The sequence below is a fragment of the Microcoleus sp. Pol14D4 genome (assembly GCF_036701245.1).
Taxonomy (GTDB): Bacteria; Cyanobacteriota; Cyanobacteriia; order Cyanobacteriales; family Microcoleaceae; genus Microcoleus.
Genome location: NZ_JAUBQM010000068.1, coordinates 1 through 15,840 on the forward strand (window position 1 = coordinate 1; position 15,840 = coordinate 15,840).

The following is a 15,840-nucleotide window of genomic DNA, read 5'->3' on the forward strand; positions in this document are numbered from 1 at the left end:
TTCCCTTTCATTTATTATCAAACTTTCCTATTTTACCATAGAAATTCATATTTACATCTCAAATGGAATTGCTATAGTAATGCTCCTAATAATAGATTAAGTTAGGAAAACTTATGTTTCAAGCGTGTTTATGCGTATTTTTTTAAACTTAATAATTAGGTATTTGTATGTATGAAAAAAAGATAAAAACGGGGAAATTACTGCTAAATGTAAAGTTGGAGTAAAGATAGCGGGTTTTTACTGAGAAAAAATTTTAGGAAATCCCGCTGGCCTGGGGTTTTAATTACTGTCGGCTTACCGAAGAATACCTTTCTCGCTTAACAGGCAGGATGTCGGTTCCACAAAATTAAATTAAATTTTCTTCTGGTTCGTTCCTCCGGGGCGGGTTCGCCAAAATTGTTGGCAATTGGGTTCTCTACTAAACCCGCCCTCACAGGATTAAACTCTTAAAAGGAGAATGAAGTTCTCAATACACCAACTGAGATCGGGTCGCTATCGGGAGTGTGACCGGGTTGAAAAATCAAGATCAATCCAGGGGTGACGCTGATATTATCATTCACCTGCCAACGGTAGAATACCTCTACATGAGTAGTCGTTCCCGGTTGCCCGCCCGATCGCCCTAAACCCGTATCTAAAAAATCAGGAACGTTATTGCCTGTAGATAAATTGCTGCTGACAATTTTAGGTGGCTGCCCGATATAAATTCCTCCTAAATTTCCGGTTTTAAACAAATCGGGGAAATTTACAAAAACCATATAATTTGTAGTTGCTACCGTACCAGATTTACCCGGAATGCGAGAATTAGTATAACCAGCCCAACCTCCTAGAGAAACTCGCGAGGAAATGCGCCAATTTAAACTTGCTCCCACTGCATTTGTTTGCAGAGAAGCGGACTTATTTGTGTTAGAGTTGATAGCAGTCAATTGGCTATCCCCTGCCAAACTAATCAAATTACCGTCCGGCGAATAATCGTTAACATAATAGACAGTAACATCAACGGGATCGGCTGGCGTCAGAGTTAGTTGTACCCCCAATGTATTGTGTCTTTTAGACCCGTTAGAACTCACAAAAAATCCGGGAATGTTAGTAGAATAAACTGCTTGCAAACTGGCTCGATTCGCAAATTGCCAGTCAATGCCGATGCCGCCTAAACCCAAACCAGTGTTCAAAATTGGGTTTCTTTGCGCGAACGCAGAAAGGGGGCCAGAAGCTGCACTTTCTGCGCGATTCGGCCCTCGAAAAGCGGTAATCATGTTAACTCCTGCTGTTCCTGCAAACACTGCCAATTTGTCGCCGACCAGAAAGCGGTAGTTGAGGTCGCTGACAGTTAATCCAGAAGTTTCGGCTACATTATAAGCAAGGTTTACGTCTTCGGTTAATTGTGGTGAATTGCTTCCGTTCTGGTTGTAAAAACCGATTAATAAGTTACTGCGAGGACTAAATTGAGTGGTTAAGTAGAATTGATTTAGGTTGATAATGTTGACATTTGTACCGGGGTCTTTGGTATCTCTTTTGCCGTCTCTGGGAGTCCGATCCGCACGGTTGGGCGTGCGCCCTTGTATTCCAAAAATTGTGAATCCCGACAGCTTAGTTGTGGTCGAAAATTGATTGGCTTCTAGTTCGCTCGTTCGCGCTTCTAGCACATCCACTCTGCCTCGCATGGTGGCAATTTCGGCTGCAAATTCTTCTTGCAATTTTTGCAGTTTTATTAAGTCGTCTCGCTTAGCTATACTTTCAGTTGATTTGGCGATGGACTCGCGGATTGTATCTAAACAAGCATTGACTCCTGCTGCAAATTCATAGCGCGTTATAGCGCGGTTTCCGCGATAGGTTCCGTCGGGGTATCCAGCTATGCAGCCGTATTTTTCTACTAAGGATTGCAGTGCTTGAAATGCCCAGTCTGTGGGCTGTACGTCGCTGAGTTGGGAAACTGATGTAACTTGTTCTATCGAGTTTTGAGCCTGGTAAATTAACGGGGGACTTTCTAATTTATTTTCTTCCACTAATGCGGGTATTGGGGCGGGCTGCGTTTCGCTGGCTTCGGATACGTGAGTTTCTATCTCACTCGCGATAGGTACGGGTGGCTCCGATGTGGGGTTTATCGGTGAAGTTTCCTCTACATTGTCAGCTTTTTCGACTAATTTGCGATCGTAATCTCGATCGAAATTCTCCGGTAGATTATTTGTCGGTGCGGGTAATTGATACCATTCATTAACTGGATCTTCCAAATTTGCACTATTTGCTGTTGTTTCAGGATCTGTCGTTTCTGCTAAGGCTGGAATGCTGAATAATGCCTGCAATCCGAATCCTAGTATTAAGCTGCTAAGGATTTTCCAAATTGGTCGATCGCACTTATGATTTTTCATGTCACTTATACTTTGTGAGTAAAAAGCAAAAAAATTGAGAAAAAGCGTGATTTCCTACGGAGTAGCTACGCTTGACGCACTATTCGAGATGAAGGGCGATCGTAAATTGCATTCCTTCTCCCAAAACCGACGCACGAGTCAAACTGCTGTCCTCGGTTTCTTCACCTATGTGACGCCTGATTGACTATCCGGTTCCCGTTTTTTTTAACAGATTTTATAATGAAGGAAAAATTAAAAATCTGCGATATTATTTCCTCAGACATTCCTGTGCCATTGCTTTAATTTTAATTAAAACATCTCTTTATCGCTAGGATAGTTAAGTAGTAATATTAATGATGTGGGGGCAGATATAATCGATACCAAAATACACCATTAATTAGCTTTTTATACATTAGATATCATCTTTTCCAGCACTATTCATAAACACCAGATTCAGTTCCCCGATCATTTAAGCAAACTAATTTTTCCATGATTTTTGATAATGTGAATGACCGGCTGATTGTTAAAGGCATTCAAACGGTGCTGCCAAACCATCAAAGTCCTATCAATTCCATCCCGGATATCGGCTAATATTTTATACTCGCTGTCTACACTGGAAAAAGTGTATAGCGATTTATCGGTTAACATCGTTCCCAAGGAAACACGAGCGATTTTTTTAGCTATCGCCAAGTTTTTGGCTTCAGTCTCACTACCATTGATCCAGCCAAAATATTAAGTGTATTTAACTTATTTAACCCCTTAATACTATAATATTATCACCGCAAATCTGTAGCTGCCAATAGCTGCGCGATCGATCCACACTCCAGAGACTTAAAAGCTATGTGCCAATTACTGGGAATGAACTGCAATGTTCCGACAGATATTTGCTTTTCTTTTGAGGGTTTTTCTGCAAGGGGGGGCAAAACCGACGTTCATCAAGACGGTTGGGGAATTGCTTTCTTTGAAGGTTTGGGATGTCGCCTTTTTATAGACTCTAAACCTGCGATTGCTTCTCCGGTTGCAGAAGTAGTGCGTCGCTATCCCATTCATTCAACTAACGTCATTGCTCACATCCGCAAAGCTACGCAAGGCGAAATTGCTCTGGAAAACTGCCACCCTTTTATTCGGGAACTTTGGGGACGTTATTGGGTGTTTGCTCACAACGGAAATCTTGAAAATTTTGATCCAGAATGTGCCGGAGTTTACAAACCTGTGGGCAAAACTGACAGTGAAAAAGCATTTTGTTTAATATTAGAAAAGCTGCGCTCCACTTTTCCTCATAGTAAGCCTGCTTTAGCGAAAATTTACCAGGTACTGGAGGAAATTACTAAAACTTTGGCAGAACACGGAATTTTTAATTATTTACTTTCCGATGGAGAACACTTGTTCACCCACTGTTCTACTAATCTGCATTATATTGTGCGACAAGCACCTTTTGCTAGCGCTCACTCGATCGACGAAGATGTAACAGTCGATTTTCGGGAATTGACCAATGAGGACGATCGCGTGGCTGTTATTGCCACTTTTCCGCTGACAGATAACGAAGTTTGGACGCAAATTCAGCCTGGAGAATTGCTGGTATTTCAGGATGGTTTGCCGGTCTCTTCTGGGCTGCTGGAGTTAAGTTAACGGGACTCAAACAAACTTAAAGCCTAAACAAAGCCATAACCTGCTGTTTATGACGCACGTCACCATTATCTTGCAGCCAAGGGACAAATCGATAAGATATAGTTGTTAAACTGACCAGGCAGAGCATAAAGGTTTTCACAGGTTTGTTCCTCCAACACCTTCTCCATCCTCCTGTTAACTGTTGGCAAATAATCAAACGGATCTTTCGTACTTACTATGCTAAAGTGAGTGTAGGAAACCGCCAGCTAATCAAAGCTCTAATTTTAAACTTCTTAAAGTTGCTCAATTCAAATCCACAAGGCTTTAATAATTTGGTAGCGGTGCATAGTTATGGAAAGCCGGTAGAATTATTTAGTTCTACTTTCTTAACTTCCTTCTTTATGAATTGTCCGCTTTGCCGTTGTAAAAATGTCATAAAAAATGGTCTGAATCATAGTGAAAAGCAAAAATTTAAAGGTAAAGACTGTCTCTGACAGTTTGTCATTAACCCCCAACATCAACCTATTCCACAATAACGAAAATTTCTGATAGATAGAAGTTCATCAGAGTGAATAAGGTAATAAGCAGTAGAAAGAACTGGCTAGAGATGCTCTAAAAAAATTTATTTTTATAGCATATATTGGGCAGCGAGATGAGAAGGAAGCTAGGAAATTATGGAATTTATTACTACTGGCTGAGGCAATTTGCTGTCAGTCATACAGATTTTGGAAGCTCTTAGTCCGCAGTTTTTTATAGCAAAAGACACAAAGGGAAAGACAAGGATAGTGGGAAAATTTATGACTTATAAAAAATTAATAATACTCGGAGGTATAGGCTCTGTAGATGGGTGAGAAAAACGCTGGCTTTTTGTAAAAAACTTTCAAAGTATATTGGCAGCTATCAGGAGGAATTTTATCCATCATTCTAACGAGTTTTGAAGTTATTGAAAAACTCTCTTAACCCTGACTATGGAGGACGACCAATTATCGCATTGGGAAACTGACAGAGTATTTCACTTTTCCTTTCGGTCAAGCTTATTCTGAATGATTTGTATAAGATGGAACCCAAAGTGCGATCGTGAGATTGAGCTGGATGCGATCGGCTCCTGGGGTACGAAGTGAAGAAGTGCGATCGCGAAACTAGCCAAATCTTGTTCTAAGTATCGTTAGCTGGAGCAATATCAACTGCAATCACCGTAGCATAGGGATTGAGAGCTTCTTCAGGCACTTGAATCGTTAACTCCCCAAGAGGATCGGCACTTAACATAGAATCGACAATCGCACAGCGAGTTGAGTATTGTAATGATTCCCCTCCAGCGACTTTAGAAACGTCTTGAATCCGTTTAATGGGTACACCTCGTACTGTTACTGACTCGTAGGGCTTCATCAGCAAGAATAAGTAAAAGCGATTGCCCCGCCGAGTAGAAGGGCCGTAGAATTGCCAAGGTTCCAGTCCAGGCTGTGTTCCTAGGATACTCTGGGCATGGACAGCCATCCAGTCTTCTACAAATTGCAACAAATCCAATTGTTCAGATTGAATCTGCCCATTGCCCATTGGACTGACATTCAACAGCAGATTGCCACCTTTACCTGCAACTTCACAGAGGGTATGAATAAGTTGGCGAGCTGACTTGAATTGGGTGTCCTTCGGGTTGTAACCCCAGCTTTCATTCAGAGTTAGGCAAGCTTCCCAAGTACGTTGAGGCGGTTGGGGGGGAATGAATTGCTCGCAGGTATCGAAGTCTCCAAATCCAGGGAGGCGATCGTTGATTAGCAAATGCGGTTGCAGCGATCGAATCATTTCATGTAGCTGTTTAGCTTGCCATTGCTCTGGTTTTCGTTCCCAACCGCCATCAAACCAAAGCAAGTCAATCTTTCCGTAGTTGCTCAACAATTCTTTGACTTGAGCGAACATAAATTCTAGGTAGCGGTCCCACTGAGAACTCGTTGGCTGTCGAAATTTCCCAAACTGATACGGTTTGTCGGCTTCTGTGAAAGCCGGATAGTCAGGGTAATGCCAGTCAATCAAGGAAAAATACAACCCAATTCGCAAACCCTCCGCCCGCATCGCCTCCACAAATTCTCGGACAATATCTTTTTTGTACGGCGCATACTCGATAGAAAAGTCGGATTGCTGGGTATGAAATAAGGAAAATCCATCATGATGTTTAGCCGTCAAAATCACATACTGCATCCCCAAACGTTTCGCTAAATTAGCCCAACTTTGAGGGTTGTATTCAGTCGGATTGAAAGTTTGGGCGGTGCGGTGATAGTCCGCTACCGGAACATCTTGGCAGTACGGCAAGCTAAAGACGCCTCCGACCAACGGCCAAGATACTTCGTACCCACACTGGCTGCTATGGCTCCAGTGAACAAACATTCCCAATCGTGCTGTCTCAAACCAGTTGTTTTCTTGAGTCATTGGTTTACCCTGAAATATAGGCGGTATAGCTGAAAGAGTAATGTTTACTCTCAGGTAAAATGAATAACCTAGGGTAAACTTCTTTGTCGAATGGGGCTGAAATGAGCTGCCCCAAATGTAACGCCACAGAGGTTTCTAACAATGGTAATCGTTGGGAAACTGAGGGAGTATTTTGTGTTTCCCAATGTCAAACTTATTCTAAATGATTTGTACGGGTATGATTCCATTGAGGTTGGTAATCAAACAACCATTTGAACTGCAAGTCAGCCAACCAAGTAGGAGTGAGCTTGTAAATGCCGTTCCGCAACAAACATCCGATCGCCGTATCCGCCTGCCCCAATTTCCCTATTTGTCTGGAAGTATCGAAAACGCGAGTAACTCGCTGAGTGCGGCTGCCTTCAAACTGCCGCAATAGGGAAGGAACAGTATCGCCAGCACTTCGGCTAGTACATAGGAGTTTCGCTAGTTCAAAAGAGTCTTCCACCGCCATACAGCCCCCTTGACCGATATTCGGTTGAACTGGGTGCGCGGCATCCCCGATTAAGGTAACTCGCCCTTGCCCCCATTGGGTTCCCAGCGGTGGTCGATCGACAATATCATCTCGGTAAATCTTGTGCCCGTCGAGAGTTTCGACGATCGCTGGTACTGGGTCAGCATAGCCTTTAAACAGGGAGCGCAAGGCATTCAAGGAACCGCCCAGCGCATCGTCATTACCGCCCGCTGGGGTGTTGTTGAAAGCATAGAAAGCAAACCGACCGCCACCGACATCGAAGTAGCCAAAGCGATGGCCCTGACCCCAGAATTCTGCCCAACTGTATTGTGGATCTAGTGGTAAGCCAGAGCCATCAAAGTAGCCTCTCCAGCAGCAAGTCCTGCTGTACACAGGCTCCTCTAACCGCTCCCTACCGTTAAGACTAGCGCGTACCTTGGAGTAAAGACCATCAGCACCGACTAAGATGTCACCCTCAGCAGTGCGACCATCAGAGAAAAATACCCGAATGCCGTTGCCCGTGTCCTCAAATTTCTCAAAGGCAGCGCCAGTCCGCACCGTTCCCTCTGGCAAAGCTTCAAATAAAATTTGCTGAAGTTCAGGTCGCAGGAGGCACACACCCAAGTCATCTTTGCCTATGAATTGAGGAGCGTTAATGTAGAGGGGTTCCGCTTTTTGGTTAAAAAACCCACCTTTGAGGATCTTGCCTCCCTGCTGGTAGAAACGCTGGTAAATCTGCCCTGATTGCAAAAGCTTGTAGACGCGCAAAGCATTGCGTTGGATGAATATCCCTCCGGGCCTTGAGAGCATAACATCCAGACCGCGCTTCTCGTATAGTTCAACTGCAATGCCCACATCAAGACAGGCACGGGCTAGGGTCAGACCGCCAATTCCACCGCCGATGATAATTACCTTTGATATTGAAGTCATATTATTGAGTGAGCTGTACAGCATGAAAAAATTTAGGAAATTGACTTGTGATGAGGTTGAACCTCTCCAAAAATTTCTAAATTTACCTGGCGATTAACTTTATGTTCATCAATCTCGCTCATCTGCGCCTTTCTTAACTTGATTGTGCAGAGCCAACAAATATCAACACTATAAATGCTAAATTAACGATTCGCTTTGGTCAAACAGTTTTACAGGCGATCGCGTGATGCAATAATCTAGCGACGAATGAAGCCCGACTCTTGCCCGCCACCGACAACAGCAAATCCTTCGGAGAAGAAATTCACATCCGGGTATTGGAGTCGGACAGCCCACCGACCTCGGCGGTCATTCGATTTTAGATTTTAGATTTTAGATTTTGGATTGACTTGCGCGAGATAAATTCGGGGGCTTGAGGATTTTAGATTTTAGATTTTGGATTGATTCCACGGATAAATCACGTGGCGGGTACCATCTTTAAAATTCTTGGTCAATAAATCCCCAATTGGCCGAGAATCCTTGAGGATAAAAACTAACGTATAACGTATGCAGTGGCTAACCCAGAGAGTAGTTACAGATTTGGTTGCTGCCTAGCTTCCCACTGTCCCCGCACTGACAACAGAGGGATTAATTCGGTTGAACAGCCGCTAGAATTTGTCCGGCTGTCACCGTTTGCCCCTTTTCACAAAACAACTCGGCAACAGTGCCGGCAACATCAGCAGTAATAGCAATTTCCATTTTCATCGCTTCCAAAATTAACAGCCGATCGCCCTCAGCAACCGCATCTCCCACATTAACCAGCACCTGCCAAACATTAGCCGAAACGTGAGCGACAACTGCCTCACAGCCGATCGGCAAAGTAACCTCCGCAGCCGTGTCAGAAGCCACATCTGCCGAGGATTCTGCGGCCGCTTCAGCGTCAAATTCCCCGGATGCGGCCCAGCGATCGCGCTCTGCATTAAATGCGGCCTGCTGCTGCGCTTTAAACTCAGCCGCACTGTTAGCAATAGAATGCAAAAACTCATTGTATTCTCTCAAATTAAAAGTGATTTCCTCAACCTTTAATTTAAACTTCCCTTCGATAAATGCTTCCCGACAGCGGTGCAATTCCTCATGAGAAACCGGATAAAATCGGATTTGGTCAAAAAAGCGCAAAAGCCAAGGTTTACCAGACTGGAAATCCCCCGTTGGTTTGAACCGATTCCACATTTGCACTGTGCGGCCGACAAATTGATAACCTCCGGGCCCTTCCATCCCGTAAACGCACAAATACGCGCCGCCAATGCCAACTGCATTTTCAGGAGTCCAAGTGCGGGCGGGATTGTATTTAGTAGTAACCAAACGGTGGCGCGGATCGAGGGGAGTTGCGACGGGCGCGCCTAAATAAACGTCTCCCAAACCCATCACTAAATAGCTAGCATTAAATACAATTTCTCTGACTTGTTCGATGCTGTCAAGCCCGTTTATGCGGCGAATAAACTCAATATTGCTGGGACACCAAGGTGCATCCGATCGCACAGACTGCATATATTTTTCAATGGCCAACAGCGTCGATTCATCTTCCCAAGATAAAGGCAAGTGCACAATTCGCGCCGGCACTTCCAAATCCTCGATCGCCGGAAGTTCCGCCTCGGCCGCAATCAGCGCCTGCATTAGCTGCTGTTGCGAAATCTGGCGGCCCTCAAAGTGAATTTGGAGCGATCGCATTCCCGGCACTAATTCGATCACACCAGGCAACGGATTTGCTTTCAACTCTTCCATCAATGCGTGCGCCCGAAAACGCAAATTTAAATCCAGCACCAACGGGCCGTATTCAACTAGAATATATTTATCCCCAGCTTGACGGTAAGTAACAGCCACCTGTCCCGGAGATTCTGGAATTTCGTGCAAAATTGGAGAAGCGGGAACGGCGGGCAATTCCTCCGCATTTTCCCCAAAAACAGGCAAACTAAAAGTAGCAATTTGCAGATTTTGTGCTAATTCCCGCTGCAAAGCTTCAGCAAAACTCAAACAGTGAAAGCGAATGCTGTCCCCCGGTTTCAGTTGCCCGATTTTCCACAATTCCGACTGCACAATAGTAGCAGGACACACAAAACCTCCCAAACTCGGGCCGTCAAGACCGAGAATTACAGGCATATCGCCCGTAAAATCGATCGTGCCGATCGCGTAAGCATTATCGTGAATGTTAGACGGGTGCAAACCCGCTTCTCCTCCGTCTTGACGCGCCCAGGTGGGCTTCGGGCCGATCAGCCGAATGCCCGTCCGCGTCGAGTTGTAATGCACCTGCCATTCTGTGGAGAAAAACATTTCGATGTCTGACTCAGTAAAGAAATCCGGCGCGCCGTGAGGGCCGTACAAAACGCCGATTTCCCAATTATTGCTGTAGGTGGGAATTAGTTCCGGAGGCAAAGATATTTCCGCTTCCAGAGTTGCAGTTTGGTTGAGTTTTAACACATCTCCCGGACGCAGCGTGCGGCCCGCGTGTCCGCCAAATTTGCCCAGTACAAAAGTTGATTTGCTGCCCAAATAATCGGGGACATTAAAGCCGTGCTTGACTGCTAAATAAGTGCGGTAGCCGCCGCCTTGAATGGCTTTTAACTTGAGAATGCTGCCAGCTTTTACGGGAATTGCTGTCCAAAACGGCACCGATTCGCCGTTTAGCGTTCCCTTCATAGTTGCACCAGTCAAACTAATAACTGTATCGGCATTAAAGCGCAGAGTTGGGCCTGTCGCTGTGAATTCCAATCCTGCTGTGGATTCGGGATTTCCTACTAAACGATTTGCCGATCGAAATGCCAGATGATCCATCGGCCCAGAAGGCGGCACGCCCACATCCCAATAGCCAATCCGCCCCGGATAATCTTGAATGCTGCTGTAGGTTCCTCCATCCAATACATCGATCGTTAAAGGTGCGTATTCAAAAGAGTTTAAAAAGCGCGTGTTCAGTTCGCCTCGGTTGAATCGGGAATCGTCCAAAATCTGGCGGAGGTAATCTAAATTAGTTTCAATTCCCGCTATTTCACTGGCATCTAAAGCAGCTTTTAGTTGAGCGATCGCCTGGGTTCGATTATCCCCGCAAACGATTACTTTGGCTAGCAGCGGATCGTAAAAAGGAGTAACCTCCGTGCCGGTTTCTATCCAACTGTCGCAGCGGACGTTTTCGGGAAACGCAACTTGATTCAGCAACCCGGAACTCGGCTGAAAATTCTTGCCGGCATCTTCCGCATAAATTCGCACCTCAATTGAGTGTCCCTGCGGTTGATAGCGGTACTCTTCCAGGGGGAACAAATCTCCCGAAGCCTGTTTTACCATCCACTCTACGAGGTCGATGTTGTTGACAGCTTCAGTAACGCCGTGTTCGACTTGCAAGCGCGTGTTGACTTCCAAAAAATAAAACTGTTTGGCATCGACATCAAATACAAATTCAACTGTACCGGCTGACTGGTAATTTACCGCTTTTCCCAGCCGCACTGCTGCACCGTACAACTGATTTCGCTGTTCGTCGCTAATACCAGGGGCGGGGGTTTCTTCTATTACTTTTTGATTGCGCCGCTGCACTGAACAATCTCGCTCGCCCAAGGCTATGACATTTCCTTTGCCATCTCCAAAGATTTGGACTTCAATGTGCCTGGCTGTTTGAATGTATTTCTCTAAAAAAACTCCGCTTTGTTTAAAATTGCTTTGACTCAAACGCTGTACTTTTTCAAATGCTTCTGCCAAATCTCGATCGCCAAAACAAGCCTGCAAACCGATGCCGCCGCCGCCTGCGGTACTTTTGAGCATCACCGGATAGCCGATCGCCCCAGCCGCTTTTTCCGCATCCTCTAAACTTGCTAAAAGTTCGCTTCCGGGAGTTAGCGGCACTTGATTTGCAGCGGCGATTTCCCGCGCGGTGTGCTTCAATCCAAAGCAGCGCAACTGACTCGGAGTCGGGCCGATAAATGCAATATTTTCGCTTGCACAAGCTTCGGCAAATTCAGCATTTTCGCTCAAAAAGCCGTAACCAGGATGGATAGCTTGAGCTTTAGTTTGGCGGGCAACTTCGAGAATGCGATCGAACCGCAAATAACTCTCGGCTGCGGCGGCTGCACCGATACAAACGGCTTCGCTGGCGGCGAAAACGTGCTTGGCGCGGGCGTCTGCTTCAGAATATACTGCTACCGAAGCAATTCCGAGGCGATCGAGGGTGCGGATAATTCGGCAGGCAATTTCACCGCGATTTGCAATTAAAACTTTGTTAAACATTTGGGTAATTGGGAATTGGGAATTTGTAATTGTTAATTTGTAATTGAGGACTTACGCACGGGTGTTCAGTAGGGTGCGCAGTGCGCACCGGTGCGCACTGCGCACCCTACTAATTGAACAGTAGTATTGAACTATTTACACCGCATCCCAAACAGCAAAAAAATGGTTGAATGCGCTCTAGGTAAGGTGCGCAGTGCGCACCCTACTAACTGAACTGTAATATTGAACTATTTACACGGAATCCCAAACAATCAACTGAATCGGGGTAGGATTGTAAGCATTGCAAGGATTGTTCATTTGCGGGCAGTTAGAAATAGCAACTAGCGCGTTCATTTCGGCTCGCAAATCAACTGTACTTCCCGGATCGGAGATGCCGTCAACAATTTCTAGCGTGCCATCTTCGCTAACCGGAACATTCATAAAGAAGTTGATATTGCTGACTAAATCTCGCTTGCCCAAACCGTAGGGAAGAATTGCTGCGAGGAAATTTTCTACACAGGCGTGCTGGTATTTTTTATCGAGTCCAAACCGCACCGAATTGCTCTCGCAGCTACAGGCGCCACCGGAGGTATCGTGCCGCCCGCAGGAGTCAGCAATTATGGTCATCATGGCTCGCCCTTCGTTGGAAATGAGTTGGCTGTTTGTAGTGACAAAGATGTTGCCTTGATTGACGATCGTATCGGGGGCGCTGTAGCGTTCGGAAGGGTCATCGGCATTGTAAACTAGAAAATCTACTGCTTGATTTCCGCCTAAATCTACAATGCGGAGAATCTGTCCTTTTTTGATGACGCGAGACCAGGGATGTCTGGCGGGTAAGACTTCGTTGTAAATTGCTGTTTCTGGATCGAGAGTTTGTTGGGTGGTTGCAGTCATGGTTCACTTTTTGTGATGGAATTGCAGATTTTTTTACCGCCGATTGGTGCGGACAAAGTTGAGTTGTGGAATCGGGTTTATTGCACGAACAAAGCATCGGTGTTGATGAACCCGCGCACGGCTTCTGGGTTGGCGGTGCGGCACAAGTCGTCTGGTGCGGGTGCGGGGGTTTTCACAATCTGAATTTGGATGGGTTTTGGATCGTAAATTGCACCCGGATGCAGGATGTGGGGGCAGTTAGAGATAATTGTCAATACGTTCATTTCGGCTCGCAAATCGATAAAACTTCCCGGTTTTTCGCAGCCTTCGCGAAACTCCATCGTGCCGTCTGGTTTGACGGCAATGCGAGTAAATAAGTTGAGGTTTGGCATGATATCTTTTTTGCCCAATCCCCACCGACTTAGGGCTTTGAGAAAGTTGTCGCGGGAGTTTTTCCAGTCTCCTTCGCCGTATTTTTTGGCATTGCTAATGGCGTTGCTGCATCCTCCTAGCAAATCGTGACAGCCGGAGGTGTCTTGGGTGATGGAAAATAGGATGCGCCCCATGTCTGTGTAGATCGCCATGCCTTGTTTGAGAAAGGCGTTGAATTGAATTTTGGCGGTGTCTGCTGCGTTGAAACGTTCGATCGCATTGTCGGCGTTGTAGCACAGCATGGAAACGCCGCGAGAGCCTTCTAAATCGGTGATTCGCAGGGTGTTTTCCCGCTTGATTACTCCCGACCAGTACGCGCCGCCCGGTACGGTTTCTTCGATTAATACGAGGCTTGAATCAATTTGTGAGTTTGGGTCGATGGATGATAGTTGCACCATAAGTTCCTCTTGATGTATTTGGGGGGGTCAGCGAAACCAACAATAGTATTCTGTAGTGGCAAAACCCGCCCTCTCCCAAAGTAATATTTATTTCCACTGATATCTTGCACCATTCTTAAGAACGGGCAAGATGCCCGTTCCACAATAAAATTGAGTTTTGTGGAACGGGCATCTTGCCCGTTCCTAAATAGGTAATTGACAATGGTGCAAGATGTTAAGTTTCCACTTACTTAGATTGGCAGTTAAACTCTTGGTGCAGGTGCAAAAAGTGCAACTACAAACCTATTTCTATTTAAGCAGCCATTGCAACTGCTTCCTGTCCGTGTTTCCGCATCAAATCCATGAGTTCGTCGCGGTAATCGTGGAATTTGGCGTGGCGTTTAACGCTGGGAGTGCGATCGGGCAAATTAATCGACATTTCCTTTCTCACTGTACCGGGACGAGCGCCCAAAGCATAAATCCGATTGGAAAGAAACACCGCTTCTTCGACATCGTGGGTAATCATAAAGATTGTAATCTGAGTGCGGCGCCACAAATCCAGCATGAATTCGTGCATAGATTCTTTAGTGTGGATATCCAATGCGCCGAAAGGTTCATCCATTAATAATACTTTAGGTTCAGAAGCGAGGGCGCGGGCGATCGCCACCCGCTGTTTCATCCCGCCGGACAATTCCTTCGGTAGCGACGAAGCAAACTGCGTCAATCCTACCACACTCAAATAATAGCTCGCTTGTTCGCGCCGCTTGTTCTTGGAAACGCCTTGAAGTTTGAGGCCAAACTCGGCATTTTCCTGCACGTTCATCCAAGGATAAAGAGTGTAATGCTGAAATACCATACCTCGATCCGGCCCAGGTGAAACAACTTCCTTGCCGTCAATTTTCACTTCCCCTGTTGTCGGCTTGTCCAATCCCGCAATCTGCCTCAACAGAGTAGATTTGCCCGAACCGGATGCGCCTACCGCGCAGATAAATTCGCCTTGCTTGATGCTCATGTTGATGTCCTTGAGGACAACTAATTTACCATTTTTAGTTTCAAAGTTTTTGTGCAGATTGTTGATTTGTAGAAACATGAGTTTATCCTCTGTATTGTCAGTAAAAATTTTATTTTCTAGTCCCAAAATCGGTAAATTTTAGGACTAAAAACGATATCGAGCGTGGGTTTTAATTTGAGGTTGATAGCACTGCCTTTTTCCATCTTCCATCCGTTACATCCGTTACATAATCCGTTGCCGAACTTCCTTCTTCCTTCAACATCTGCTTACTGTTTCTGACTTGACCATTTACAAGAAACCCGCAGCAGATATTGAAAAAGCAAGTCAAAAGTCAGTCCGATCGCCCCAATGACAATCAGCCCCACAAAAATTTCATCGGTTCGCAGAAATCGACCGGCGACGCTGATCCGGCGGCCTAAGCCTTCGGTTGCCGCAATCAATTCCGAGACGATTACCAATTGCCAAGCCGCAGCTAGGTTGATGCGGCTAGCATCAAGAATTCCCGGCAAAACGTGGGGAAAAATAACTTGAGTTAGGATTTCCCAGCGATTACCGCCCAACATATAAGTAGATTCGATCAAGTCTTTGGGAACAAACTTGACTGTATCCATCACCATCAGCGAATTGAAGAAAAAGACGCCGATAAATATCAGCGTTATTTTGGGTTCTTCGCCTATTCCCAAGTAGAGAATTAATAGGGGAATGAACGCTGGTGCGGGCATATATCGCATCAAGCCGAACATGGGTTCCAGCAAGGCGCGAATACTGGGAAAACTGCCCATCAGCACGCCAATTGGTATGGAAAAAACCAAGGCGAACAGAAAGCCCACTCCCACCCGCCACAAACTCGCTACCGTGTCTTTTAAAAGTTCGCGAGTGTTCCACAGCCGACCAAATGCCTCTACAACTTTGCCGGGTGAAGGCAAAAATTTGGGGTCTACGTTGGCGAAGGTTGTTACTAGCCACCACAGCAGCAGCGGCAGTGCGATCGATGTTACCGTTAACCCAATATTGAGGGGTTGTGGTATCTCTTCCGCAATCCGCCAGAAAACGGTGGGATTTAGGCTTTTTTGCTTGAGGTGGGATTGGATCGATCGGCGATCGGGATTTAGTGGCATGATTTAATTGCAG

General features: G+C 45.7%; 11 protein-coding genes. 2 read left to right on the forward strand and 9 right to left on the reverse strand.

From position 1 onward, the window contains the following. Positions 1-446: 446 nt before the first annotated feature. A complete protein-coding gene (locus QUA33_RS20960) occupies positions 447-2,366 on the reverse strand; it encodes an iron uptake porin (RefSeq protein ID WP_333150841.1) in 1,920 nt (639 codons plus the stop codon). Positions 2,367-2,412: 46 nt separating this feature from the next. On the opposite strand from QUA33_RS20960, the gene QUA33_RS20965 reads away from it, so the two are divergent. After that, the gene (locus tag QUA33_RS20965) at positions 2,413-2,550 is read left to right on the forward strand and encodes a hypothetical protein (RefSeq protein WP_333150843.1); all 138 of its coding nucleotides are present in this window, start codon (positions 2,413-2,415) and stop codon (positions 2,548-2,550) included. 260 nt (positions 2,551-2,810) lie between these two features. On the opposite strand, the gene QUA33_RS20970 is transcribed toward QUA33_RS20965, so the two are convergent. Then, positions 2,811-2,993 (reverse strand): hypothetical protein, encoded by a 183-nt coding sequence (locus QUA33_RS20970; RefSeq protein ID WP_333150845.1) that lies wholly within the window; start codon positions 2,991-2,993, stop codon positions 2,811-2,813. A 192-nt stretch (positions 2,994-3,185) separates the two neighbouring features. On the opposite strand from QUA33_RS20970, the gene QUA33_RS20975 reads away from it, so the two are divergent. Then, complete coding sequence (locus QUA33_RS20975) at positions 3,186-3,974, forward strand: class II glutamine amidotransferase (RefSeq protein WP_333150848.1); 789 nt, start codon at positions 3,186-3,188, stop codon at positions 3,972-3,974. A gap of 1,134 nt (positions 3,975-5,108) precedes the next feature. Here QUA33_RS20975 and QUA33_RS20980 read toward each other — a convergent pair. From QUA33_RS20980 to QUA33_RS21010, 7 genes are all read right to left on the reverse strand, one after another. Next, positions 5,109-6,374 (reverse strand): alpha-L-fucosidase, encoded by a 1,266-nt coding sequence (locus tag QUA33_RS20980; RefSeq protein WP_333150850.1) that lies wholly within the window; start codon positions 6,372-6,374, stop codon positions 5,109-5,111. A gap of 193 nt (positions 6,375-6,567) precedes the next feature. Then, on the reverse strand, positions 6,568-7,794 hold the full coding sequence (locus QUA33_RS20985) for an FAD-dependent monooxygenase (RefSeq protein WP_333150852.1): 1,227 nt from the start codon (positions 7,792-7,794) through the stop codon (positions 6,568-6,570). Between the two features lie 624 nt (positions 7,795-8,418). Further along, positions 8,419-12,036, reverse strand: a complete 3,618-nt coding sequence (gene uca / locus QUA33_RS20990; RefSeq protein WP_333150854.1) for an urea carboxylase — start codon at positions 12,034-12,036, stop codon at positions 8,419-8,421. A 231-nt stretch (positions 12,037-12,267) separates the two neighbouring features. After that, complete coding sequence (locus tag QUA33_RS20995; protein WP_333100284.1) at positions 12,268-12,909, reverse strand: urea amidolyase associated protein UAAP2; 642 nt, start codon at positions 12,907-12,909, stop codon at positions 12,268-12,270. A gap of 77 nt (positions 12,910-12,986) precedes the next feature. Next, a complete protein-coding gene (locus QUA33_RS21000) occupies positions 12,987-13,718 on the reverse strand; it encodes an urea amidolyase associated protein UAAP1 (protein WP_333150856.1) in 732 nt (243 codons plus the stop codon). A 292-nt stretch (positions 13,719-14,010) separates the two neighbouring features. Continuing rightward, on the reverse strand, positions 14,011-14,787 hold the full coding sequence (locus QUA33_RS21005) for an ABC transporter ATP-binding protein (RefSeq protein WP_333150858.1): 777 nt from the start codon (positions 14,785-14,787) through the stop codon (positions 14,011-14,013). A 188-nt stretch (positions 14,788-14,975) separates the two neighbouring features. Further along, positions 14,976-15,827, reverse strand: coding sequence for an ABC transporter permease (locus tag QUA33_RS21010; RefSeq protein WP_333150860.1), 852 nt, complete (start codon positions 15,825-15,827; stop codon positions 14,976-14,978). Positions 15,828-15,840: the final 13 nt, after the last annotated feature.

Bases quoted from the DNA above. Each gene is read 5' to 3' on its own strand.
- QUA33_RS20960 (WP_333150841.1), bottom strand. From the start codon at position 2,366: ATGAAAAATCATAAGTGCGATCGACCAATTTGGAAAATCCTTAGCAGC.
- QUA33_RS20970 (WP_333150845.1), bottom strand. From the start codon at position 2,993: ATGTTAACCGATAAATCGCTATACACTTTTTCCAGTGTAGACAGCGAG.
- QUA33_RS20975 (WP_333150848.1), top strand. From the start codon at position 3,186: ATGTGCCAATTACTGGGAATGAACTGCAATGTTCCGACAGATATTTGC.
- QUA33_RS20980 (WP_333150850.1), bottom strand. From the start codon at position 6,374: ATGACTCAAGAAAACAACTGGTTTGAGACAGCACGATTGGGAATGTTT.
- QUA33_RS20985 (WP_333150852.1), bottom strand. From the start codon at position 7,794: ATGACTTCAATATCAAAGGTAATTATCATCGGCGGTGGAATTGGCGGT.
- uca (WP_333150854.1), bottom strand. From the start codon at position 12,036: ATGTTTAACAAAGTTTTAATTGCAAATCGCGGTGAAATTGCCTGCCGA.
- QUA33_RS20995 (WP_333100284.1), bottom strand. From the start codon at position 12,909: ATGACTGCAACCACCCAACAAACTCTCGATCCAGAAACAGCAATTTAC.
- QUA33_RS21000 (WP_333150856.1), bottom strand. From the start codon at position 13,718: ATGGTGCAACTATCATCCATCGACCCAAACTCACAAATTGATTCAAGC.
- QUA33_RS21005 (WP_333150858.1), bottom strand. From the start codon at position 14,787: ATGTTTCTACAAATCAACAATCTGCACAAAAACTTTGAAACTAAAAAT.
- QUA33_RS21010 (WP_333150860.1), bottom strand. From the start codon at position 15,827: ATGCCACTAAATCCCGATCGCCGATCGATCCAATCCCACCTCAAGCAA.